At 43.7% G+C, this 24,176-nt stretch carries 22 protein-coding genes; 20 read left to right on the plus strand and 2 right to left on the minus strand.

Annotated features, from left to right (window positions below):
- Positions 1-102 precede the first annotated feature (102 nt).
- Genes flgF through flgL form a run of 7 tightly spaced genes read left to right on the plus strand, consistent with a single transcriptional unit; the run spans position 103 to position 7,895 of the window.
- Positions 103-846: a flagellar basal-body rod protein FlgF gene (gene flgF, locus KIH87_RS03710; protein WP_232360189.1), complete on the plus strand. Its 744-nt coding sequence runs from the start codon at positions 103-105 to the stop codon at positions 844-846.
- Positions 847-885: 39 nt separating this feature from the next.
- Complete coding sequence (gene flgG / locus KIH87_RS03715) at positions 886-1,674, plus strand: flagellar basal-body rod protein FlgG (protein ID WP_232360190.1); 789 nt, start codon at positions 886-888, stop codon at positions 1,672-1,674.
- Between the two features lie 33 nt (positions 1,675-1,707).
- Positions 1,708-2,403, plus strand: coding sequence for a flagellar basal body L-ring protein FlgH (flgH, locus tag KIH87_RS03720; RefSeq protein ID WP_232360191.1), 696 nt, complete (start codon positions 1,708-1,710; stop codon positions 2,401-2,403).
- Between the two features lie 19 nt (positions 2,404-2,422).
- A complete protein-coding gene (locus tag KIH87_RS03725; RefSeq protein WP_232360192.1) occupies positions 2,423-3,532 on the plus strand; it encodes a flagellar basal body P-ring protein FlgI in 1,110 nt (369 codons plus the stop codon).
- A gap of 17 nt (positions 3,533-3,549) precedes the next feature.
- Positions 3,550-4,542: a flagellar assembly peptidoglycan hydrolase FlgJ gene (gene flgJ / locus KIH87_RS03730; protein ID WP_232360193.1), complete on the plus strand. Its 993-nt coding sequence runs from the start codon at positions 3,550-3,552 to the stop codon at positions 4,540-4,542.
- Positions 4,543-4,564: 22 nt separating this feature from the next.
- On the plus strand, positions 4,565-6,661 hold the full coding sequence (flgK, locus tag KIH87_RS03735) for a flagellar hook-associated protein FlgK (protein ID WP_232360194.1): 2,097 nt from the start codon (positions 4,565-4,567) through the stop codon (positions 6,659-6,661).
- Between the two features lie 10 nt (positions 6,662-6,671).
- Positions 6,672-7,895: a flagellar hook-associated protein FlgL gene (gene flgL / locus KIH87_RS03740; RefSeq protein WP_232360195.1), complete on the plus strand. Its 1,224-nt coding sequence runs from the start codon at positions 6,672-6,674 to the stop codon at positions 7,893-7,895.
- Positions 7,896-7,937: 42 nt separating this feature from the next.
- On the opposite strand, the gene KIH87_RS03745 is transcribed toward flgL, so the two are convergent.
- Positions 7,938-8,828, minus strand: a complete 891-nt coding sequence (locus tag KIH87_RS03745; RefSeq protein WP_232360196.1) for a LysR family transcriptional regulator — start codon at positions 8,826-8,828, stop codon at positions 7,938-7,940.
- A gap of 98 nt (positions 8,829-8,926) precedes the next feature.
- Between KIH87_RS03745 and metE the strand changes: the two genes are divergently transcribed.
- Positions 8,927-11,206, plus strand: coding sequence for a 5-methyltetrahydropteroyltriglutamate--homocysteine S-methyltransferase (gene metE, locus KIH87_RS03750; RefSeq protein ID WP_232360197.1), 2,280 nt, complete (start codon positions 8,927-8,929; stop codon positions 11,204-11,206).
- 54 nt (positions 11,207-11,260) lie between these two features.
- Here metE and KIH87_RS03755 read toward each other — a convergent pair whose 3' ends face one another.
- Positions 11,261-12,199: a hypothetical protein gene (locus KIH87_RS03755; protein WP_232360198.1), complete on the minus strand. Its 939-nt coding sequence runs from the start codon at positions 12,197-12,199 to the stop codon at positions 11,261-11,263.
- Positions 12,200-12,493: 294 nt separating this feature from the next.
- On the opposite strand from KIH87_RS03755, the gene KIH87_RS03760 reads away from it, so the two are divergent.
- The 12 genes from KIH87_RS03760 to KIH87_RS03815 all read left to right on the plus strand — a co-directional run bounded on the left by KIH87_RS03760 (position 12,494) and on the right by KIH87_RS03815 (position 24,174).
- The gene (locus tag KIH87_RS03760; RefSeq protein WP_232360199.1) at positions 12,494-13,321 is read left to right on the plus strand and encodes a flagellin N-terminal helical domain-containing protein; all 828 of its coding nucleotides are present in this window, start codon (positions 12,494-12,496) and stop codon (positions 13,319-13,321) included.
- A 435-nt stretch (positions 13,322-13,756) separates the two neighbouring features.
- The gene (locus KIH87_RS03765; RefSeq protein ID WP_232360200.1) at positions 13,757-14,587 is read left to right on the plus strand and encodes a flagellin N-terminal helical domain-containing protein; all 831 of its coding nucleotides are present in this window, start codon (positions 13,757-13,759) and stop codon (positions 14,585-14,587) included.
- Positions 14,588-15,042: 455 nt separating this feature from the next.
- Complete coding sequence (locus KIH87_RS03770; RefSeq protein WP_232360201.1) at positions 15,043-15,870, plus strand: flagellin N-terminal helical domain-containing protein; 828 nt, start codon at positions 15,043-15,045, stop codon at positions 15,868-15,870.
- A gap of 708 nt (positions 15,871-16,578) precedes the next feature.
- Positions 16,579-17,403: a flagellin N-terminal helical domain-containing protein gene (locus tag KIH87_RS03775; protein WP_232360202.1), complete on the plus strand. Its 825-nt coding sequence runs from the start codon at positions 16,579-16,581 to the stop codon at positions 17,401-17,403.
- Positions 17,404-17,524: 121 nt separating this feature from the next.
- A complete protein-coding gene (locus KIH87_RS03780; protein WP_232360203.1) occupies positions 17,525-17,956 on the plus strand; it encodes a flagellar protein FlaG in 432 nt (143 codons plus the stop codon).
- 15 nt (positions 17,957-17,971) lie between these two features.
- Positions 17,972-19,474, plus strand: coding sequence for a flagellar filament capping protein FliD (gene fliD, locus KIH87_RS03785; RefSeq protein ID WP_232360204.1), 1,503 nt, complete (start codon positions 17,972-17,974; stop codon positions 19,472-19,474).
- A 15-nt stretch (positions 19,475-19,489) separates the two neighbouring features.
- The gene (gene fliS, locus KIH87_RS03790) at positions 19,490-19,921 is read left to right on the plus strand and encodes a flagellar export chaperone FliS (protein WP_232360205.1); all 432 of its coding nucleotides are present in this window, start codon (positions 19,490-19,492) and stop codon (positions 19,919-19,921) included.
- Positions 19,918-20,229: a hypothetical protein gene (locus tag KIH87_RS03795; protein ID WP_232360206.1), complete on the plus strand. Its 312-nt coding sequence runs from the start codon at positions 19,918-19,920 to the stop codon at positions 20,227-20,229. The genes fliS and KIH87_RS03795 overlap by 4 nt, the downstream gene beginning before the upstream one ends.
- A 65-nt stretch (positions 20,230-20,294) precedes the next feature.
- A complete protein-coding gene (gene pseB, locus KIH87_RS03800) occupies positions 20,295-21,293 on the plus strand; it encodes a UDP-N-acetylglucosamine 4,6-dehydratase (inverting) (RefSeq protein WP_232360207.1) in 999 nt (332 codons plus the stop codon).
- A 17-nt stretch (positions 21,294-21,310) separates the two neighbouring features.
- Positions 21,311-22,459: a UDP-4-amino-4,6-dideoxy-N-acetyl-beta-L-altrosamine transaminase gene (gene pseC, locus KIH87_RS03805; protein WP_232360208.1), complete on the plus strand. Its 1,149-nt coding sequence runs from the start codon at positions 21,311-21,313 to the stop codon at positions 22,457-22,459.
- Positions 22,456-23,172, plus strand: coding sequence for a pseudaminic acid cytidylyltransferase (gene pseF / locus KIH87_RS03810; protein ID WP_232360209.1), 717 nt, complete (start codon positions 22,456-22,458; stop codon positions 23,170-23,172). The genes pseC and pseF overlap by 4 nt, the downstream gene beginning before the upstream one ends.
- 3 nt (positions 23,173-23,175) lie before the next feature.
- Positions 23,176-24,174, plus strand: a complete 999-nt coding sequence (locus KIH87_RS03815; protein WP_232360210.1) for a glycosyltransferase family 9 protein — start codon at positions 23,176-23,178, stop codon at positions 24,172-24,174.
- Positions 24,175-24,176 lie beyond the last annotated feature (2 nt).

Below are 24,176 nucleotides of genomic sequence, written 5' to 3' on the forward strand. Positions count from 1 at the left end.
TCCTTTATTTATAAGCCTTACAGGCTTGTTTTGTTATTTCTGTACACATTGGCACCAACATTGCTTTAGTCTGATTAAGATTAATTACGTCAGATTATTGTCATGGATAAAATGCTTTATATCGCAGCGAGCGGAGCAAGTCAGGACTTGCTGGGTACTGCGGTACGTTCTAACAACCTGGCAAATGCTCAGACTACAGGTTTTAAAGCTCTGCTAACTCAAGCCAGAGCCATGCCCGCCTTTGGTGATGGTTTACCAACTCGTGTCTTTGCAATGACCGAGGGCTATGCCAATAAAATGACTGGTGGTTCCATGGTTCAAACCGCCCGTGATATGGACTTAGCCATTCAGGGCGATGGTTGGTTTGCTGTTCAAGATGCTAAAGGCAATGAAGCCTATACCAGAGCCGGAAGTTTCCAGGCTGCGGCAGATGGTATGTTGCAAGATGCTCATGGTAATCCTGTCATGGGTGATGGCGGCCCGATTTATCTTCCACTTCCTTTGGATAATCTCAATTTTGCGGTAGATGGCACCATTACTGTTCGCCCTCAAGGCGCGCCAGAGAACGTGCAAGAGGAATTGGGGAGATTGAAGTTGGTCAATCCTGATGTGCGCGATTTGGTTCGTGGTCAAGATGGATTGTTCCGAACCAAAGACGGCAATGAGGCCGAGCTGGATCCCACAGTACGAATTCGTAGTGGCGTTTTAGAGTCCAGCAACGTCAATCCGATTGATGAAATGATGAAAGTAATGGAGTTGCAAAAGCATTACGAGATGCAAGTCAAGATCATGAAGAAAGCCGACGAACTTGATATGCGTGGCAACCAGTTGCTCAGAATTATTTAACGAATATTTAGATTTGATTAAACAGGGTGGAGGTGACTTATGCACCCAGCATTATGGATCAGTAAAACTGGATTGGATGCGGCACAAACTGATGTGTCGGTCATTTCCAATAACCTGGCAAACGCCAGTACGGTCGGTTTTAAGAAAGATCGCGCTATTTTTGAAGATCTTCTGTATCAGAACATCAATCAACCCGGTGGTCGTTCTTCTGCAGATACCGAGTTACCTTCCGGCTTAATGCTAGGTGCAGGTAGCAAGGTTGTGGCAACGCAAAAAGCACATACACAAGGTAACCTGATCACAACAGATAACGCTTTGGACATGTCAATTCAAGGGCGTGGATATTTTGAAATTCTGCAACCTGACGGTTCTTTGGCGTATACCCGAAACGGTCAGTTCACTTTGGATAACCAAGGTCAAATCGTTACTCCGGGCGCGGGTTTCCTGTTGCAGCCTAACATTACTATTCCTGAAGATGCTCAGCAAATCACCATTTCTCAGGATGGTGAAGTATCAGCAACGGTTCGTGGACAAGCAGACCCTATCGTACTTGGACAGTTAAACCTGTCTGACTTTTTGAACCCTGCTGGATTGCAGCCAATCGGGCAAAACCTGTATGTGGAAACGGCGGCAAGCGGTAACCCCATTCAGGGTATTCCTGGTTTGGACGGTATCGGTTCAATTGCACAAGGTTCGCTGGAAACTTCCAACGTGAACGTAACGGAAGAACTGGTGAATCTGATTGAAAGTCAACGTTTGTATGAGATGAACTCCAAAGTGATTTCATCGGTTGATCAGATGTTGAGTCAGGTTATTCAGCAGCTTTAATCATTAGTTAACGAATTTGGTGAGGGTAGTGAAATGAGGTCATTAGTAAAAACAGTCAGCATTACATTGTGTTCCGTTGGAATGCTGTCGGGCTGTATGTCAACGGCTCATCATGAACCCATGCCTAATGATCCATTTTACGCACCTATTATTCCTGATATGCCCTCAGAAAAAGTGAATGATGATGGCAGTATTTTTCAGGCAAGTATGAGTAGTAGCCTGTATTCCGACGCAAAAGCGCGCCGAATCGGCGACATCATCACGGTTATTTTGCGTGAAAACACCACCGCGACCAAGTCGGCAAAAACCACCATGGGACGTGACAATGCCATGACAGTCGAGCCAATCATTGGCTTGGGTGGGCAGAATGTTACGGTTGGCAACCAGTCTATTCAAATGGATTTGAACACATCGAATTCCTTTGAAGGTGATGCTCAGGCGAATCAGAGTAATAACCTGAATGGCAACATTTCAGTCACCGTGGTTCAAGTGTTGCCCAACAGTAATTTGGTTATTCGTGGCGAGAAATGGCTAACCCTCAATAGCGGTGATGAGTATTTGCGCTTAACAGGCATTGTTCGCCCGTCGGACATTAATCCGGCGAATGAAGTGTTATCGACCAAAATCGCCAATGCCCGTATCAAATACAGTGGCACGGGGGAGTTTGCCAGAACCCAGGAACAAGGCTGGTTAACCAAATTCTTCTCATCGTCCTGGTGGCCATTTTAAGTTGAACGTGGAGAGAACAATGAAACAGTTACTGATATTAATGGGATTGATGCTGTTGTTGCCTCTGAATGTTCAGGCTCAACGCGTGAAAGATGTTGCCACCATTCAAGGTGTGCGTAGTAACCAGTTAGTGGGTTATGGTTTGGTTGTCGGTTTGCCAGGAACGGGTGAGCAAAGTCCCTTCACTGAACAAAGTTTCCGTGCCATGTTGTCAAATTTCGGTATTGCACTGCCCAGCAACGTCAAGCCAAAAATCAAGAACGTGGCTGCTGTAGCGGTTCATGCTGAATTGCCGCCATTTATCAAGCCGGGTCAAACCATTGATATTACCGTATCGTCTATTGGCGAAGCGGGAAGCTTGCGTGGTGGAACCTTGTTGCAAACCTTCCTTAAAGGTGTCGATGGCAATGTTTATGCGATTGCGCAAGGGAGTTTGGTGGTCAGTGGTTTCGGCGCCGAAGGTGCTGATGGTTCTCGTATTGTCTCTAACACGCCAACAGTCGGACGTATCGCTAATGGGGCTATTGTTGAACGTAGTGTTCCTAGCGGTTTAATGACCAATGACTATTTAACGCTGAACCTGAATTACCCGGATTTTGGTACTGCCAAGAATTTGGCTGAAACGATTAACCGTCGTTTGGGAGCGGATCCGTCAAAAGGCTACGTGATCGCAACACCTATTGATGCTGCTTCAGTGCGAGTGTCTGCTCCACGCGATGTAGGTCAGCGAGTTGGATTTCTTGCCACACTACAAGATTTTGAATTTACCCCGGAAGAAGCCCCTGCTCGGGTGGTTATTAACAGCCGCACCGGCACGATTGTTATCGGTAAAGAAGTGCGCTTGTTACCTGCGGCGATCACTCACGGTGGGCTGACAGTGACCATCGCGGAAAATCAAACCGTATCGCAACCCAATGCTTTTGCGCAGGGGGAAACGCAAACGACGACACAATCCATAGTCGACGTGAATCTTGATGATACCCGTATGTTCAAATTTGAGCCGGGTGTGACCTTGGATCAGTTAGTTCGTGCAGTGAATGAAGTAGGTGCTGCGCCGGGTGACTTAATGGCAATTCTTGAAGCGCTACGTGAAGCCGGAGCGTTACAAGGTCAGTTGATTATTATCTAATCAGGCAGGTCAATATCATGGATATGTCAGCTCAAGTACAAAGCCAAATCGACCAAGCTCAAGTCGCCTATGACATCAAAGGTTTGGATGTGCTGCGCCAAGGTGCGCAAAAAGGCGATAGAAAGGCATTGGAAGCAACGGCTGAGCAGTTTGAAGCGATTTTCGTTCGCATGATGTTGAAATCTATGCGTGATGCTACCGATGCCTTGGCTGATGAAGATAGTCCGTTTAATTCGCAACAAGTGAAGTTTTATCGCGATATGCAAGATCAGCAAATGGCGTCTGATTTAGCGAAAAATGGCAACCTGGGTTTGGCGGAACTCATTATGCAACAGCTTGACCCAGAAGGAAGTGGTGTTATATCGGCAAGTGTTATTCGCAGTGGTGCGAATATGTCAGATTTTCATACTGGTAACACGAACAGCACTTCTGCAAAACTGGATTTGCCGGTAATGAAGTCTTCCGATTCTTCAGAGTCAAGTCGCGCAGAATCAAGTCGTGGTGTGGCTTATAAGAAATCAGCCTTTGAATCACCCGAAGCCTTTATCGAATCATTATTACCTGTGGCTGAAAAAGTGGCCGGAGAGTTGGGGTTGGATCCTAAAGCGCTTGTTGCTCAAGCGGCAGTAGAAACGGGCTGGGGTCAACACATGATCCATTCTTCCAGCGGTGAAAATTCTCATAACCTGTTTGGTATCAAAGCTAACCGCGATTGGTCGGGAGACAAACAGGTGGTCGAAACACTGGAATACAACCAGGGTTTAGCTAGGAAACAAAAAGCGGCTTTTCGTTCTTACGACGATTTCCATGCGTCAATGCAGGACTATGTGCAGTTTATTAAAGACAGTCCTCGTTATCGCAATGCCGTGGAGCAGTCAGCCGAACCCAAGGCCTACTTTCAGCAGTTGCAACAGGCTGGTTATGCAACTGACCCGGCATATGCTGAGAAAGTGATGTCGGTATTTAACAGTGAAAAGCTGTCTTCTTTATCAGCTCGAAGCTCTATTTGAGTGTTAAGGCGAGGAACTTATTGTGATTGATTTATTCACCGTTGCATCGTCAGGATTACAAGCGCAAAACCAGCTGTTGAATACAGCCGGTAAGAACATCGCGAATGTAAACACCGAAGGTTATGTTCGTGAGCGTACAACTCATGTTACTCAAGAATTGGGTGGCGTAGGTCGTGCAACAACCGAACGTGTTATTGACCGATTTGCGCAAAATCAGCATCGTCGTGATACGTCGGTATTGGGTTTATACGAAACCTATACGGCGAAAACCAGCCAAATAGACAACATTTTTGCTAATGAAGCGAACAGTATCGCTTCAGCGATGAGTCGTTTCTTCGGTTCCATGCAAACGGCTACCGATGAGCCGACCAATATTGCCGCTCGTCAATTGGTGTTGGGGCAAGCTGAATCTATGATTGGTCAGTTCTCTACAATGGAAAGCTTCCTTGAGAACAAACAGCAGGAATTGAATGAGCAACTAACAACGACCATCACTCGTGCTAACGAGTTGATCCAGAATATAGCTCAGTTGAATAACCAAATCAGAACGACTCAACATGCTAATCAATATAGCGAGCCGGGAGCGTTAAAGAACCAGTTGGATTTATCCATTCTGGAATTGGCGGAGATGATCGCAATTGAAACGCGAGATAACGGTGACGGTTCTACGTTAATCAACTTAACCACGGGGCAGTCTCTGGTATTGGAAGATGGCACATTCAATGTATTTGAGTTGAATGGTAACCCCGATATCAACCGTAAAGATCTGACCCTGACAACCCCGAATAATATTGTCAATATTCCGTTGGCTGAAACCAACTTGGGTGGCGAAATAGGTGGTTTGTTTAAGTTTCGTGATGAAATTTTGGAAACAAGTCGTCGTGAATTAGGGCAGATAGCTTTGGCTTTAACCGACGCTTTGAACGAGCAAAATAACCTGGGTATGGATTTGGACGGTCAGTTGGGAGCGGATATTTTCTCTAGACCTAACTTTCAAAGTTTGACCTACACGGCTAATTCATCAGCCACTTTACTGGTTAATGCGCGAGTGGAAGATGGAGGGCATTCAAGCCTGACCAGCGCAGATTATCAAATTACCATTGACGCGGTTAACGCGGGCCCAAGTCTGGATATTACGGTTGCATTCTTGAACCCGGATGGTACTCCTGTTAGAGATACTGCGGGCAACCCTATCACTCAAACATTGGTCGGTGTTAACGCCACGCCGGGTAACTACTCATCAATTAATGGTGGTTTGGAAATTGAGTTTCCGAATGGCGGTGCTTATGCGGTTGGTGATCAGTTTTTGTTTCAACCAACCAAAGATGCGGCTTCTAAAATTGATTTGTTGATGAGTCGTCCGGAAGATTTGGCTATGGCGATGCCTGTGCGTATTGAATCTTCCATTAATAACCTGGGCGATACAACAATAACAGGCACTACCGTTACCAATACCCATGTTGATACAGCAGCGCCTTTTGATGCTAATTCATCGGCTTTTGATGGCGCTGGTGGGTTGTTAAATGGTGTGGGTGCGGGTAATGCGCCTGCCAGGATTGTGTTTACAGGAACCAATAGTTTTGAAGTTCAAGACAGTGGGGGTGCGGTTATTGTCACTGTTGCCGGTGCGACAGATCTCAATAACATCATGACCCAGGCGCAGGGCGCCGCTGGTTGGCCTTTTGGTGCTTTTCCTGATTACCCAGGCTACGATTTTAGTGTTCAAGGTGTTCCGAAAGCAGGAGATACCTTCAACATAAACTATAATACCAGTGGTACGGACGATAACCGGAATGGCTTAGCCATGGCAGATTTGCAAAGTGCTGATACTATGGTTCGTGATAATGGCTCTGGTAGTAGCAACCTGATCAGTTTTCATGAAGCTTATTCCACCATTGTGAGCGATATTGGTGAAAAATCCGCTTCTGCCGATATATCCTTAAAGGCCGCAGAAGCGATTGAGCGTCAATCAAGAGAATTGTTTGAGTCGACATCAGGCGTAAATCTGGATGAAGAAGCATCCAACCTGATTCGGTTCCAGCAAGCGTATGCGGCTTCGGCTAAAGTGCTGACAACGGCACAAAGCCTGTTTGATACTATATTGAGTGCGGTGAGGTAGATAAAGCGTTATGCGTATTTCAACAAATCAGTTATTTGACAGAAGTATTCAGGGCATCCTGGATAATCAGGGTGATTTGTCTGATATTCAGCAGCAACTTTCTTCAGGGAAAAAGCTACTTCGCCCGTCGGATGATCCTGTTGGTGCTGCGCAGGTAGTACGCCTTACCGAAGAATTGGATCGTATCGAACAGTTTAAAAAGAATAATACATTGCTCGAAAATGCCTTATCCCAGGAAGAAGCCATTCTTAGTGGTGTTACCGAGGCAGGGCTTCGTACTCGTCAACTTGCGATCCAGGCCGGTAATGGTGTCAATACCATTGAAGACAGACGAGCACTGGGCATTGAGATTGGTCAAATCCGAGATCAGATATTTGACTTGATGAATAGTCGAAATGCTGACGGTGAATACATTTTCGCAGGCTTTCAGTCTGACTCTCCGGCTTTCATTTATGATGCCACCGCTGCTGGAAATAAATACCAGTTTCAGGGCGACGATGGTCAAAATGAAATTCAGATTTCCAACACTGTGCGTGTCGAAAGTGGTGATTCTGGCAAAGTGGTATTCGAAGATGTGTTAGCTCGTTTGAAAGGTAATATTACGGGAGGAACGGCGGGTTCTTCAAGTATGAAGATCACTCAGCAGAGCTCGTTTGATTTTTTCCACAAGACCAATTACGACGCAGTTACGGCAGCCAATAACGTTTATCGAGGAACGGTAAATGGTGCGGGTAACCAGGTTGATTTTATTAATGTGGGCACTGGTGCTGCGGTGGGTTCTGTGGCGTTTACTTCAGGTCAACCATTTACCTTCAAAGGTCTGGAATTTGATGTAACGGCAACGGCAGGGCAAACGGTCGAGTTTACATTGCAGCAACCAGAGAAAAAGAATATTGCTGAAACATTAAACGATTTCTACATTGCATTAAACGATGCCAATATCTCGGATTCCGATTATGCTGCGGCACTGGATGATGTCATTGTCGGTTTGGATAACGCCTTGCAAGCGGTGGCAGACGCCAATTCTGCGGTAGGTGGACGTTTGAATGTGGCGGAATCGGTACTTAAATCTAATCTGGATTTGGAAATCGCCAATAAATCAGCGCGTTCTGACATTGAAGATGTCGATTATGCCGTTGCGGTTTCTGAATTAAGTAAACAGGAAACCGCGTTGCAGGCTGCTCAGGCGACATTTTCTCGAGTGACGCAGCTTTCTTTGTTTGATTATATTTAATCAGTTTTTGCTTATAGCTTGATAGTAAGATAGCGCTTACTATCAAGCTAATAATTCTAATCCCGCCATTTGAATAAAATCGTTGATGTAATCCACTTGCCTGTCTTCATTTCTTATCCCTAAAAATATTTGTTTATGAATACCTTCTTCGCCAAAGCGTATCCCCTGAATATTCATTTGTTTTGCGTAATCGCGAATTAACCATCCGGGGAGTGCCGCTACGCCTCTGTTGGCTGCAACCATTTGCAGCATGATTTCAGTGGTTTCAATGATTTTATGCTTTTTGACTGTACATCCGGCAGGCACTAAAAAACGACTGAAAATGTCTAACCGAGAAGGTTCTACCGGATAAGTAATGAGCGTTTCATTGATTAAATCGTGAGGTTGTACATGAGGTTTATCGGCTAAAGGATGATCCCTGGCAACCACAAGTTGATGTTCATAATCAAATACGGGAATAAAATCGACGCCCGGTTTGAACAAAGGATCGGGCGTTACCAGCAAATCAATTTCATATCCTCGCAGTGCTCCCATGCCTCCAAACTGAAATTCCTGTTTTACGTCCATTTCTACGTCTGGCCATTTTTTCAGAAACGGCTCTACCACTTTCAATAACCACTGATAGCAAGGGTGGCATTCCATTCCGATGCGTAAAAGACCTCGCTGACCTTTAGCGATTTGACTTAACAACAATTCGGCTTGTTCAAATTGAGGATTAATTCGATTTGCCAAAGAAAGAATGAGTTTTCCTGCCTGAGTCAGCTTTAATGTTCTTCCCTGTTTTTCCCAGACTTTCATACCTAATTGGTTTTCGAGCTTTTTGATGGCATGACTTAATGCCGATTGAGTTAAATGCAGCTCTTCCGCTGCTTCAGTCACAGTGCCGGTTTTCACAACACTTTGCAAAATGGATAAATGGTAACGTTCTAACATTATTTATGAATGAAATTCATGGGATTCTGAAAATATACCATTTTTATACATGAATTGAGCTCGCTAGCATAGGAGAAAAATAACTGGCGGAGTAGATAATGACCAAAATACATAACCTGGGGTTTCCTCGAATTGGGGCAAACAGAGAATTGAAATTTGCAGTTGAGAAGTATTGGCAAAACGAAAGTTCGCTTGAAGAATTGCTGCTTGTGAGTAACCAAATTAGTCATGAGAATATTGAACTTCAGGCGAATCTGGATTTTGTGCCTGTTGGCGATTTTTCCTTGTATGACCACGTGTTGGATCATAGTTTCTTGTTGGGAAATATAGCCTCTCGTTTTATCCGAGATAATGAAGCGTCAATAGATAGTTATTTTCGTGCCGCGAGAGGCAGAGCTCCAGCGGATGGCGCTTGTTGCAATACTGCCGCAGGGGAAATGACAAAGTGGTTTGACACCAACTATCATTTCATTGTGCCGGAAGTGTCTGCTGACACTCGTTTCACCTTAAATGCCGATGCGCTGATCAAGAATATTCAGCAAGTACGTTCCCAAGGCTATGAAGTGAAACCCGTTTTGCTTGGGCCTTTGACTTATCTATATTTGAGTAAAGCAAAGGATGATATTGATCCGTTGTCGCTATTGGAACCCTTGATTACTGTCTACTCCGAATTACTGGAGAAGCTGGTTCGAATTGGCGTTGACTGGGTACAAATGGATGAGCCTGTTCTGGTACTGGAGCTGTCTGAAAAATGGAAGTTGGCATATCGCTACGCTTATAAATGCTTCAGTCATTCAAGCCCTAAATTGCTATTAACGACTTACTTTGGTGATTTGGGCGACAACCTTGAATTAGCGACGCAATTGCCCGTTGCTGGATTACACATTGATGCAGTGCGTGGGCGAGATTCTGTCGAGGATGTTTTAAATGCGTTATCTAATGACAAAGTGTTATCGCTGGGTGTGATTGATGGACGCAATATCTGGAAATCGGATCTCAACAAAATACTGGATTGGGTCGAGCCTATTGCTCTGAAAAGACAAAACCAGCTTTGGCTAGCGCCCTCCTGTTCATTACTGCATGTTCCGGTTGATTTAGATGTTGAGCAACATATCGAACCAGACATTAAGCAGTGGTTAGCCTTTGCAAAACAGAAGCTTCAAGAGCTGTGTATTTTGGGAAAAGCGTTGAAAAAAGGGCGGCAATCGGTTGCAGTAGAGCTGGCTGATAACGCTGAAGCCATTGCGTTACGTAAAGGTTCTTCCAGAGTTCATAACCCGGTTGTGCAACATCGTATGCAAAATGTCAGTTCTGCTGATTATGAGCGCCAAAGTACCTATGATGTGCGTAGAGAAAAACAGGATATTCGTTTTAACTTGCCGCGTTTTCCCACAACAACGATCGGTTCTTTTCCGCAAACCAAAGAGATCCGTCGCGCTCGTCGAGATTTTAAACGAGGAGAATTGAGCGAAGCTGAGTACAAGTCTTTCATCGAATCACAAATTGATGATTGCATTCAGAAACAGGAAGAACTGGATCTGGATGTATTTGTTCATGGTGAAGCCGAACGTAATGACATGGTTGAGTATTTCGGTGAACAACTGGATGGATTTGTGTTTAGCCAGTTTGGTTGGGTTCAGTCCTATGGTTCCCGTTGCGTTAAGCCGCCCATTATTTTTGGAGATGTTTCTCGTCCGAAGGTCATGACGGTTGAATGGACTCGATATGCGCAGTCGCTTACCGACAAACCCATGAAAGGTATGTTAACGGGGCCTGTGACTATTCTTAACTGGTCTTTTGTGCGAGATGATCAACCGAGAGCTGATACCTGTAAGCAAATTGCATTAGCTATTCGTGATGAAGTACAGGATTTGCAAGCGGCGGGGATTCGTATGATCCAGATAGATGAAGCGGCACTAAGAGAAGGATTGCCGCTGAAAAAATCCGATTGGCATGAGTATTTACAGTGGGCGGTTGATGCTTTTCGTTTGTGCGCCAATGGTGTGGAAGACGACACCCAAATTCACACTCATATGTGTTATTCCGAATTTAACGATATCATTGAATCCATCGCACGCCTGGATGCTGACGTGATTACCATAGAAACTTCCCGTTCCGATATGGAATTGCTGGACGCTTTCGATAGTTTCTCGTACCCCAATGATATTGGCCCGGGAGTATACGATATTCATTCACCTAATATTCCAAGCGTGGAAGAGATGCTTTCTCTACTGCAAAAGGCGGCAGAAAAACTGCCGGTGAAACAGCTTTGGATCAATCCTGATTGTGGTTTGAAAACTCGTCGTTGGGAAGAAGTGATACCTGCTTTGCAAAATATGGTGACCGCAGCCAAGCAGTTACGCACATTATTCAAATAAATAAATTGATTGTGAGTGGCGATGGCAAGGACATTCCTTGCCATCTCCTTATTTCTAATCGTTTTCTAATTTTAATTTGGCTAAATAGATCTGGCAGCGCTGATTTTCATGAGTGGAGTAGTAGCTCAGCAAAGCATGGTCATCATGGATAACCAAACCTGGATAGGCATTGTCGCCAGCGGAAGGAAGTATCAGTTGACGTGTCAATTTTCCAGAATCTAATTCAAGAGTTGAAACCACGGTTCTTGGTTGACGATTTAACCATTGTCTGCCGGATACTAACAGGGTGTTAGAGTTAAGCGGTTGCATTACCGGGCTGGCATAGTATTCACCAAGATCTTGCCATTGCCATTGAGTATAAGGGGGCTTTGAACGGCCTAATTGCGCTGTACAAGAATCAGCATCTCTGCGGATCAAAGCATACATGACACCGTCGTTATCAACATGGATATCTGATTCATTTGGATAGCCAAGGCCATGTTTTTGTAAGCTCATTACTGAGGCTTTTTTGAGTTCAAATGTTCTTCCTGGAACGCCGGCATATAAATCCAGTGCTTGCTCTACTCTGTTGTAAGCCAGTCCATAAGCATTGTTGGTATACCATCTCAAGCGCCAAAGCCACCAGTAGCTTGGGCCGAAAAATTGAGGTTGTGACCAGCTTTTGCCATTCACTGAGTACCAAACCATTGAACGCGTCCATCGAGTACGATTTTCTTCATCAGCAAATCGCGCATAGCTGATGAGCATTAAACGACCATCAGGAGCAATGGTTAGTTTGGGATCTCTTAAATCGGCTTTGGAAACAGTTAAAGTATCAGACCAAATTTTGTCGCCTTCTTCGTCCAAAGTCAGAATTTTGATTCTGCCATCTGCGCTAATGTGATTTGTTGCTTCTCTAAAACAACAGAAATATTCATTTTTGAATTCACATAAATCGGTAAATGCATTGTGGCGAGGTGATTGCCAGATCGATTTTACCCACTCTATTTTCATTTTTTCAGATCTTTTTTACGCAATTTAAATTGCTCGATAAGCCGCATGTTATCAGGCATTTATCTTCCTTAATAGTCAGAAAATTGGCACTTGAAAAATTCACAGATGAAGAAATTTTGGATTTTTTACTAAAGGGAAATCTGGCTGCGTCGATAACCTAAGCGAGAGAGCCAGTGACAGTAAATACTATTAGGTAACTTACTGTTTTTATTAACCATATGACGATTATTATCGTCAGGTACCAGTGTATATTTAGAAAAGCACTGGGAGATTAAGAGTGTAGGAGGGACAGTTATGTCCGGTTTATATGTAAATACCAACGTATCTTCATTGAACGCACAGCGTCAATTATTCAACTCTGGAAATGCTTTAGGCACTTCATTCGAAAGATTATCATCAGGTTTCCGTATTAACCGCGCTGCAGACGATGCTGCTGGTTTGCAAATCACGGATCGTATGACTTCTCAAATTCAAGGTCTTAACCAAGCTGTTCGTAACGCGAACGATGCTATTTCTCTTGCGCAAACTGCTGAAGGTGCGTTAGGTGAGGTAACAAATGGCTTACAACGTATTCGTCAACTAGCTGTTCAATCACAAAATGGTATCAACACTTCTGCAGACCGCTTGGCTTTGCAAAAAGAAGTATCAGCAATCAAGGCAGAAATCAGCCGTGTTGCACAAACAACTCAATTCGCAGGCGTTAACGTACTAAGTGGTGGCTATTCTGCTGCTTTCCTGGTTGGTGCAAACGCAGGTCAGACTATTTCTGTTAACTTGTCTCGTACTGGTGGCTTCGGTGCTTCTGGTCTGAGCTTGACTAACACTACCGTTGCGACTCATGCTGGTGCTTCTGCCGCGATTGCTTCTATCGACGCAGCGATTTCTACTATCGGAGCTACCAGAGCTGACTTGGGTGCGCTGCAAAACCGCTTCCAGTCTACTATTCGTAACTTGAGTAACATCTCTGAAAACGTATCAGGCGCTCGTTCACGTATCCGTGATACTGACTTCGCAACTGAAACTGCTGAGTTGACTCGTAACCAGATCATCCAACAAGCCAGTACAACTGTATTGAGTCAGGCGAACCAACGTCCTCAAGCTGCATTGTCATTGTTAGGATAATCGCTCATTAAAAGTTCTGTCTGAACTGAGGACGCCAGGAGGTAGATTTCAGGAAGAGGTAAAAGTCAGACAGAACAGAGCAACGCTCACTCACTCCAATCGTGAGCATAGGCCGGGGAAAATCCCCGGCCAACCTTTTAAAAAACGAACTGAAAAGAAGAAAAATACACCAAATTAATCACCAATAGGCTACAAAATATTATTTATAACTAATTGAAAAATAAGACTATTCAAAAAAACTTATTTTTTTTCTAAAGTAATTTTTGCTTCTCGACGATACATAGAGCAAAGGCACTGAGCAATTAACAAAAATAACAAGCCAGAGCCAAGATAAGAGTCAATAAAAAAACAATAAAAACCAGACCTTATCAACCAGACCACAAACAAAAATAACAATTGGTCTGTTGCTTATAAAAATCGTTAGGAGAAACAAAAATGAGCTTATTCGTAAACACTAATGTGTCGTCGTTGAATGCGACACGCCAATTGTTCAATTCAAATATTGCATTAAGTACAGCATTTGAACGTTTATCTTCTGGTTTCAGAATCAACAGTTCAAAAGATGACGCAGCTGGTCTACAAATTTCAGACCGTATGACTGCCCAAATCCAAGGTTTAAACCAGGCTGTTCGTAACGCAAATGATGGTATTTCGCTAGCGCAAACCGCAGAAGGTGCGTTATCTGAAACAACTACTGCTTTACAACGTATTCGTGTGTTGGCAGTTCAATCACAAAACGGTATCAACTCATCAGCCGACCGCTTGGCACTACAAAAAGAAGTGTCTGCATTAAAAGCTGAAATCAGCCGTATTGCTTCAACAACTCAATTTGCCGGTGTGACTATTCTGAATGGAGCTTATTCTGCTGTATTCCTGGTAGGTGCCAACGCAGGCCAGTCAATTAGCGTCAATATTTCTCGTGCTGGTGGTGGTTATGGTGCATCCGGTTTGGGATTGGCCAATACGACGGTAGCGACAGCGCAAGGTGCATCGGCAGCAATCACCGCAATTGATAGTGCAATCTCTGTTATCGGCGGTGTTCGTGCAGACCTTGGTGCAATTCAAAACAGATTTCAATCAACCATTCGTAACCTGAGCAGCATCTCAGAGAACGTATCAGCGGCAAGATCTCGCATCAAAGATACAGACTTTGCCGTCGAGACGGCAGAATTGACCCGTACCCAAATCTTGCAACAAGCGAGTACAACGGTGCTGAGTCAGGCGAATCAAAGACCACAAGCGGCATTAAGTCTACTGGGTGGTTAATCCAGATAGACAGCTTCCTTGAACGATAGTTACGGTGTAAGGAAATACAGTAACTATCGAAAAATAAAAGGAAAAGTTGGGTAGCAAATAACGGGGAAAAGCTGCACCTGACTAAAGATCGCAAGCGTTTTATTACCGGACATTTTTTAAAGACTATGTATTGAGGCAAGGATTGCCGGGTTATTCCGTGGCTTCTGGGGTAACAGCTGACTCACAGAACCAACGCCAGGAGGTAGTGAGGTATTGAGGTATTAGGCCATCAATCCTGTAAGTCAGCCAGAGCAAACGCTCCCTTTTAGCATAGGCTTTTGTTGTTTAAATGCCCAGCTAATTGTCTGTCAGAAAACCGTCAGACATAAACTAAAAAGCACATAGTGTGCCAACAATTAAAAAAACTGAGCAACCTTGAATAAAACAAATAACAAAATCAAGGTAAAAACGTTAGGAGAAAAGCCATGAGCTTATATGTAAATACCAATGTATCGTCACTAAATGCGACCAGACAGTTATTTAATAGCAACAATTCATTAAGTACATCATTTGAACGTTTGTCTTCAGGATTCAGAATTAACAGTTCAAAAGATGATGCAGCAGGTCTACAGATTTCAGACCGTATGACGGCACAGATTCAAGGTTTGAACCAAGCTGTGCGTAACGCGAACGACGGCATTTCTTTGGCGCAAACCGCAGAAGGTGCACTGGCTGAAACTACTACAGCATTGCAACGTATTCGTGTGTTGGCGGTGCAGTCGCAAAATGGTATTAACTCATCTGCCGATAGATTGGCACTGCAGAAAGAGGTATCGGCATTAAAAGCAGAAATTAGTCGAATCTCCTCGACGACTCAGTTCGCAGGTGTCACTATTCTTAATGGAACGTATTCGGCTGTTTTCCTGGTTGGCGCAAACGCCGGTCAGTCTATCAGCGTTAATATTTCTCGCTCGGGCGGTGGATTTGGAGCGTCTGGATTAGGTTTGGCGAACTTAACCGTTGCCACTGCACCAGGAGCTTCGGCTGCCATAGCTTCGATTGACGCCGCGATATCGACGATTGGTAGTAAACGAGCAGATTTAGGTGCGATACAGAACCGTTTTCAGTCTACAATTAGAAACTTGAGTAGTATTTCCGAAAACGTATCGGCTGCTAGATCACGTATCAAAGATACCGATTTTGCGGTAGAAACAGCGGAATTAACGAGAAATCAGATTTTACAACAGGCGAGTACAACTGTGCTGAGCCAGGCTAACCAAAGACCGCAAGCTGCGTTGAGTCTTCTGGGTTAATAGCCAACACGGCGTTTCCTATAAGGGTGGAAGTGAGAGGCCAACCCCGGAAACGCCGGCCAACAGGATTAAGAGTGTAGAAGTAGGTTGAGAGGCCAGTTTCAAATTCTTTATACCTGCTAGCCGGACTAGAACCGATTTTTTGCTCGAACTCCTAACGTGAGCAAGTTGGCCGGGTCATTTGACCCGGCTTTTTTACGTCCGTATTCCCATCATTTCCCTTCAAATCTTCCGTAATCTTAAATGTGCAAGGATTCACATTCGGGAGCCACATTGTCTTACTGTCAAATTTTTGTTGTTGTGACCGATTCAACTTGTTCACGAAAATAATAAAGCAGGTATCGTGCCAAAGTTTCAAAACAACAAAAATTCACTAAATTCTTTTTTAAATATCTGCCAAGTCATTAATACCTGTCAATGTCGATTTTCTGGTGTGGTCCTCAAACTCACTAAAATCATTAAATAAACTCCTTTAAAAACATAAAGATAAAAATATTTAAATTTTTTTGATTTTTTTCCTAAAGAATCTTTAGTGGGCGTCGATAACTATAGCTGAGGGGTATTTTAACTGTTTGAATTTAGTTAGAGGTAGCTGGATTCAATAATAACAGTTTACTAGTGAGGCGACATCTTCGGATGTTGAATATTAGGCGAACTGACCTGTGATGATAGAGGTGTCATCCGATTCAGTTCTCAGGAGGTATTATCATGAGTTTATATGTAAACACCAACGTGTCTTCTTTGAATGCACAACGTCAGTTGTTCAACTCTGGAACACAATTAAGCACTTCTTTTGAAAGATTGTCTTCAGGCTTCCGTATTAACAGTGCTGCTGATGATGCTGCAGGTTTGCAAATTACGGATCGTATGACGTCTCAAATCCAGGGTCTTAACCAGGCTGTTCGTAACGCAAACGATGCGATCTCTTTGGCACAAACTGCTGAAGGTGCATTGAGCGAGGTTACAAGTGGTTTGCAACGTATCAGACAATTGGCTGTTCAGTCACAAAACGGTATCAACTCTTCTGCTGACCGTACAGCGCTTCAAACAGAAGTATCTGCACTTAAAGCTGAAATCAGCCGTGTAGCACAAAACACTCAATTTGCGGGCAACAACATCTTGAATGGTTCTTTCTCAGCTGCGTTCCTTGTTGGTGCGAATGCTGGTCAAACTATTTCAGTAAACATTTCCCGTTCAGGTGGCTACGGTGCTTCTGGTTTGGGATTGGCTAATACAACAGTAGCGACTGTTGCAGGTGCATCAGCAGCGATTGCTTCTATTGATGCGGCTATTTCTACCATTGGTAGTACACGTGCGGATTTGGGTGCCTTGCAAAACCGTTTCCAGTCTACGATTCGTAACTTGTCGAACGTATCTGAAAACCTGTCTGGCGCACGTTCACGTATCCGTGATACTGACTTTGCCGTAGAGACCGCTGAGTTAACGCGAAACCAAATCGTACAACAGGCGAGTATCTCGGTATTGAGTCAGGCTAACCAGAGACCACAGTCGGCATTATCCTTGCTTGGATAAGGCTAGCTGGAAATCAGGTTAGTATCATGAATGTTGGCAAGGCTACTATACTTAATTATAGTGGCCTTCTTTTGCCTTTATTTTGTCATCCTCTAAAGTTCAATTAAGGGGGAGGTGAAAGATGGATGTTGAGTTTTCACAAACAAGCCAGCTTGCTAGTGCTGTAGCTAGCCAACAAATTGCTAATAATCATCGTGTTGTGCAAGAGCAAAAGCCGGAAGATAAAGGAACTAACGTTTCTATAAATTCTGTTAATACTCTGAACACAAATGCCGATATAAATGGTAAGAACGATGTATCAACTGCTCCTCAAGAGGATATTGAAACGGCAGTTGGAGAAGTTAGCGAATTTGTGCAAGCGCAGAACAGAAATCTGAATTTCTCGTTTAGCGAGGAGTCCAATCGATCCGTTGTAAAAGTAACGGATTCTGAAACTGGAGAATTGATTCGACAAATTCCCTCAGAAGAGGTGCTGAGGTTGTCAGAAAAAATTCGAGAGCTTCAAACCGATGTGGGTGCAGCTGTAGGAGTTCTGTTCAATAAAGAGGTTTAATTAACGAGGTAAGTCATGGGTATCCAAAGTTTAGGTGTCGGTTCAGGTCTTGCGTTAGATGATTTGGTTACACAGTTAATCGAAGCTGAGCGTAAACCAAAAGAAGAACGTCTTAACCAGAAAGAAGAATCTTTGGATGCCATTATTTCTGGTATTGGCTCATTGCAGTCCAAGTTAAGTGATTTTGAAGATTCAGTTGATGAGTTGAGAAATGACTATAACTTGAATGCCAGAAAACCTCAGATTGATCATCCCAGTTCACTCAATTTGGGTGAGGGGGATGATGGCCCCTTTACTGCTGAAGCGTCAACAAGTGCGTTGGAAGCTTCTTATGATGTAGTTATAACTGGATTAGCAAAAGGAACCCGTTACGAAAGTACCGATGGTGACTTTGCTAATACCAGTTCGTCAGTCCTTTCTGCGGGTTCAGGCTCGATTAGTTTCAAATTTGGAACGTCGACCGATACCTTTAGTGTCAATGTTTCTGCCGGCATGTCATTGCAACAGTTGGCAAATGCAATTAATTCCTCTTCGAATAATTTACAGTCCGATGGTTTAACACCGCTGGTTACTGCAAGTATCATTGATACTGGTACTGCTGCTGGTGCCAAGCTGGTGTATAACTCCTCGCTGACTGGAGCCAATGACAACCTGATCGTTGTTAATAATAACGATTTGGCTGATTTGGATCGTGTTACCAGCACTGATTCTACCGAAACCATTGACCGTAATTTGAATACCAATGGTCTGAAGAAAGATGCCGCCAATGCAACCGCGACAATTGACGGTATCGCTGTTCAAAGTAGCACCAATAAATTTGAAAACGTCATTCAAAACGTTTCTTTTGAAGCGACAGCGTTATCACCTGACGCGAATAATGACGGTACACCAGATACCGCGTCAAAATTAACCATTGGTAACGATAAAGATGGAATGAAGTCCAAAATTAGAGATTTTGTTGATGATTACAACACTCTAATGGATGAAATCGGTCGTTTAACCAAGTACGGTCAATCTGAGCTGGAAGATGATGGTGCTTTGGCTGGTGATTTCATGGTGCGTGGTTTGCAAACCCAGCTATCAAATATTATCAGCAATAAGGTACCAGCTTCTGCATTGGGAACATTGTTCTCAATTGGTGTTGGTTTTACTGATAAAGGAAAACTGGAAATTTCCGCAATTGATGAATTTGGCTTGGGAAGCGGCGAAGAACGCATGAAAACGGCATTGGAAGAAAACTTCGATGAAGTTGCCAAATTGTTTACTGATTCTAATGATGGCATCGCTAAAAACTTATATGATTACATAAGAGAGTTCACTAAATATGGTGGATTGCTCCGGACGCGCGAGCAGAACTACAAAGACGAGAAGGATAATCTGGAAGATGAAAGAGCTCGTTTTGAGTTACAAATGATGAACTTTGAGCAGATCCAACGTGATAAATATCTCAATCTGGATCAGACTGTATCTCAGTTAAATCGTACAGGTAATGCTCTTATGGCGTCCTTGGGTTACTAGATTGGAGATTGATTAATGGCTCTTAAAGGTATTCACGCATACAAGAAAGGCAACTTGAAACAAGAGTTGGCTTCTGCTGATCCACATAAAATTACGCTTATGTTGATGCAAGGTGCGCTAGAACGAATGGCTTATGCTAAAGGGGCGATTGAGCGTAAAGAATATGAAAATAAGTCGGAACACATCTCCAGAGCCGTTGCGATTTGTTTGAATTTGCGTGACACATTAGATATGTCAATCAAGTCAGAGATCTCGGACAACCTGTTTGCGCTCTATGACTATATGGTGCAACGTCTGACGGACGCGAATATACAGAACAGCTTGAGTATTCTTGATGAAGTGATCAATCTCATGCTACCAATTAAGAATGCCTGGGCGCAAATTCCTGATTCAGCGAAGCAGGAAGCATATGCCGCCCAGCGTGAAAAAAGACAAGCTGCAGTTTGAACACTAAGCCCCAGCTAATACACGATTTAACACCACCAAGCCTGATGGAAAACTGTCAGGCCATTTCCGATTTGTTGGACGCAGAAGAACTGGATAGCCAACGTCTTCTGGAATTAGTTCAAGAACGAGACAGATTGATCTTGGAATACCTTCCCTCTTTGCAAAAAGATGATAAAAACGCTTATATTAACAAAGAGTTAGAAGTTAATAAGAATTTGCTGGATTGTGCGCATAAACTTCAGACTGAGCAAAAGAAATTATTGCTGGGACTTGTTCGTGGCAAAAGTGCAATCTCACAATATAGATAATCGCTTAATTACAAGGTGTTCTCTGCATCGGCGTTAGGACACTTTACCGCAGTTGGTAGGTAATAATGTTTAATGATAAATCAATCTTGATAACTGGTGGTACAGGCTCCTTCGGCAGAGCATTCATAGCAAGAGTTCTGGCTGAGTATAAACCCAGAAAATTGATCATCTATTCCCGAGACGAATTGAAACAATATGAGATGCAGCAAGAGTTTGACCATTCTTGCATGCGTTATTTTATTGGTGATGTGCGTGATAAGGATCGCTTGAAATCAGCGATGAGAGAAGTGGACTTAGTGATCCACGCCGCGGCGCTTAAGCAAGTTCCTGCTGCCGAATATAACCCTAACGAATGTATCAAAACCAATATTATGGGAGCGCAAAATGTTATTGACGCTGCCATTGAAAGTAACGTTCGTAAGGTGATTGCACTCTCTACCGATAAAGCGGCAAACCCGGTGAATTTATACGGGGCAACCAAGCTGGCTTCCGACAAATTGTTTGTTGCTGCAAATAATATTTCTGGTGCGAAAGGTCCTCGTTTTGCTGTTGTTCGTTATGGCAATGTAGTGGGTTCCAGGGGCTCAGTTGTCCCTTTTTACCGTTCCTTGATTGCCGAGGGCAAAACGTCATTGCCGGTAACACACAAAGAAATGACTCGCTTTTGGATCACGCTTGCTCAAGGCGTTGAGTTCGTAGTGAAAAACTTTGAGCGAATGCAAGGCGGAGAGATCTTTGTACCCAAAATTCCATCTGTCAGAATTATTGATTTGGTGGAAGCCATGTTGGGCGAGTGTAAATATGAAATTATTGGCATTCGACCAGGAGAGAAGCTTCATGAAGTTATGGTACCGGAAGAAGTTGCGCACCATTCTTTGGAATTCTCTGATCACTACGTGATTACACCACCCATCACTTTCTTTGATAAAAATATTGATTATAAAAAGAATAATCTTGGTGAAGTGGGTAATTGGGTCGATGACAAGTTTGAGTACCACTCAGGTACTAATCCTCATTTTCTCAACATTGATGAATTGCGAGAGCTGGATAAAAGCACTGCTTAACTCATTGAGTATAAGTTATGATCCCATACGGAAAACATTGTATCGACCAGTCTGATATTGACGCTGTTGTTGATGTGCTCGAAAACCAGTTTTTGACTCAGGGACAAATGGGGCCCAAATTCGAGAAAGCGATATGTGACTATGTTGGCGCTGAGTATTGTACTGTTGTTAATAGTGGTACATCAGCTTTGCATATTGCCTGTTTAGCTGCGGGCGTTGGGCAAGGCGATCTGGTTTGGACATCTCCTATTTCTTTCGCTGCTTCAGCTAATTGCGCTCGTTATTGTGGTGCGGATGTCGATTTTGTTGATATCGACCCTGTAACCCGCAATCTCTGTATAGATAAACTCAGCGCTAAATTATCGTTGGCTCAGCAAAATAATCGCTTGCCTAAGGCGATTGTTGTTGTGCATTTTACTGGCGCATCCTGCGATATGCAGGCAATTCAAGCGTTAACTCAGCCATTGGGTATCGTGTTAATTGAAGATGCGGCGCATGCTCTGGGTGCCACCTACCAAGGACGTAATATTGGCAGCTGTCAATATTCTGACATGACCATTCTCAGTTTCCACCCGGTTAAAGCGGTGACGACCGCAGAAGGCGGAGCTGTAACCAGCAATAATGCTCATTACGCCAAGCTGCTTGGGCTGTATGCCAAACATGGCATCACTCGTCAGGATTTAATTAATAGCGAGGAGCATGAAGGCGAAGGTTGGTTTTACGAGCAACAACTACTGGGTTACAACTATCGCTTAAGTGATATTCATGCTGCATTAGGCCTTTCGCAACTACAAAAGCTGGATGGTTTTATCTCCCGGCGACGCGAACAAGCGCGCTTTTATGATGAAGCGTTATCTGCTTTGCCGCTTAAATTACCTGAAGTGCCTGCCTATACTGACAGTGCCTGGCATATTTATGTGGTTGAGCTGTTGCAGCACGATCGAAAAAAGGTGTTTCAAGCCTTACAAGCAAAACAAATTGGCGTGAATGTTCATTACATTCCTATTCATCTTCATCCTTATTATCAAGAACTTGGATTTAAGCCGGGAGATTTTCCTGTCGCGGAAAAATATTACAAGATGGCATTAACCTTGCCTCTGTTTCCGACATTGTCTCGTGAAGAACAAGAGTATGTCGTGCAAAGCTTAAAAGAGGTGCTAAGTTGAATTTAGCCATTATTCCCGCCAGAGGGGGAAGTAAGCGTATCCCCGGAAAAAACATTCGACGGTTTTGTGATAAACCCTTGATTGCCTATTCTATTGAAGCTGCCAAGGAAAGTGGCTTGTTTGAGAAAATCATCGTATCTACCGATAGTGAAGAAGTGGCCAGCATTGCCAAAGAATTTGGTGCTGACGTACCTTTTATGCGCCCTGAGCATTTATCTAATGATATTGTTGGTACTCGTCCGGTGACTAACCATGCCATTGAATATTGTATCGAGAACATGTTCGAACCTGAATATTGTTGCTGCATTTATGCCACCGCTCCTTTTTTGCAACCTGAGTATTTACGTCAAGGGCTAGAGGCATTGCAACAAAGCCCCGACAAACAGTTTGCCTTTTCTGTGACATCGTTTCCTTTTCCGGTGCAACGTGCCATTAAATTACAAGATGGTGGTGTTGAAGCCATGTATCCGAATGATATCTGGAAGCGTTCTCAAGATTTGGAAGAAGCGTATCATGATGCGGGTCAATTCTATTGGGGCTCAACCAAAGCGTATCTTTCTGATGAGCCAATATTCTCAAAAGCCAGTATTCCGGTTGTCTTACCAAGGCACTTGGTTCAAGATATTGATACTCATGAAGATTGGGTTAGAGCCGAACTAATGTATAAAGCCTATGTTGGCGATAAAGCTGACAAACATAAAGCGGGGGTATAACAGATGAATGATGCAGCTCCGCAACAACGTATTTTGTTGATCCGTATGTTGGGTTTGGGGGATGTTACCTGTATTGGCATCCCGGCGATCCGTCACTTCAAAAAGAAATTTCCCGAAGCCGAAATTACGGTTTTAACCTATGCCGCAGGAAAAGACATTCTTGAGCTGGCAGAACCTGATGTTCGCATCATCAGCATGGAAAAAGGCCAATGGCCCGATGATTTTTTACCTGCGATTGAAGCCTTTTTAGGTTTGGCTGAAGTGATCATTGGCGAGTCATTTACTCAAATCGTGAATCTGGATACCTGGTTTATGCCGTGCTTTTTGGCTCGTTTCCTGAAAGATGTTGGTGAAACCGTGAGCGGTAATTATCTCAGTATTTCTCTTCAGGAAATCATTGATGGATTTCAGAATCAAACGCTCAAGCCTGAGTATGTGAATGATCCTTCGGAATATATTGAAAGCTCATTTATGTCGATGCCTCGCTGGCACAGCCCTTGGTGGGAGTTCGGAAAACTTCCGGATTACGGCTATCCTGAATTCTTTTTACGTTCTTGCTGCGGCTTTTCCGATATTGAAATGGACATGGAGATCGATGTTCCAGCTAATGAGCGCTTGAATAAAATGCGTGGTCGTAAGAAAGTCATTGCCTTAGCCACCAGTGCTCGTACCGAAGAGCGTAATTATCCTTATGGCGACAAATTGGAAGCCTTACTGAAAAAAGAAGGGTTTGAAGTGTGGAGCGGCTTCGATGGCAGTCAGCCAATGCGCAAAACCTTATCGAAACTGAAAGCTTCTGATTTGCTTATCACGGTCCCGTCAGCGCCGCAGTGGTTGGCGACAACAGTAGGCTGCCCCAGTTTGGTGATCAGCGGTATTGTTGACCCTCGCACGCTGATGCCTGATTTTGCCACTGACCCAAGTGAAGAAGCGATTTCAGCAGAAGAACTGGTAGAGAGCGTGAAGTCTATCTTTTCAGAACAACAAGCAGTAAACGAATAGTT

Origin of the sequence: Paraneptunicella aestuarii (assembly GCF_019900845.1) — a bacterium.
Classification (GTDB): Bacteria; Pseudomonadota; Gammaproteobacteria; order Enterobacterales; family Alteromonadaceae; genus Paraneptunicella; species Paraneptunicella aestuarii.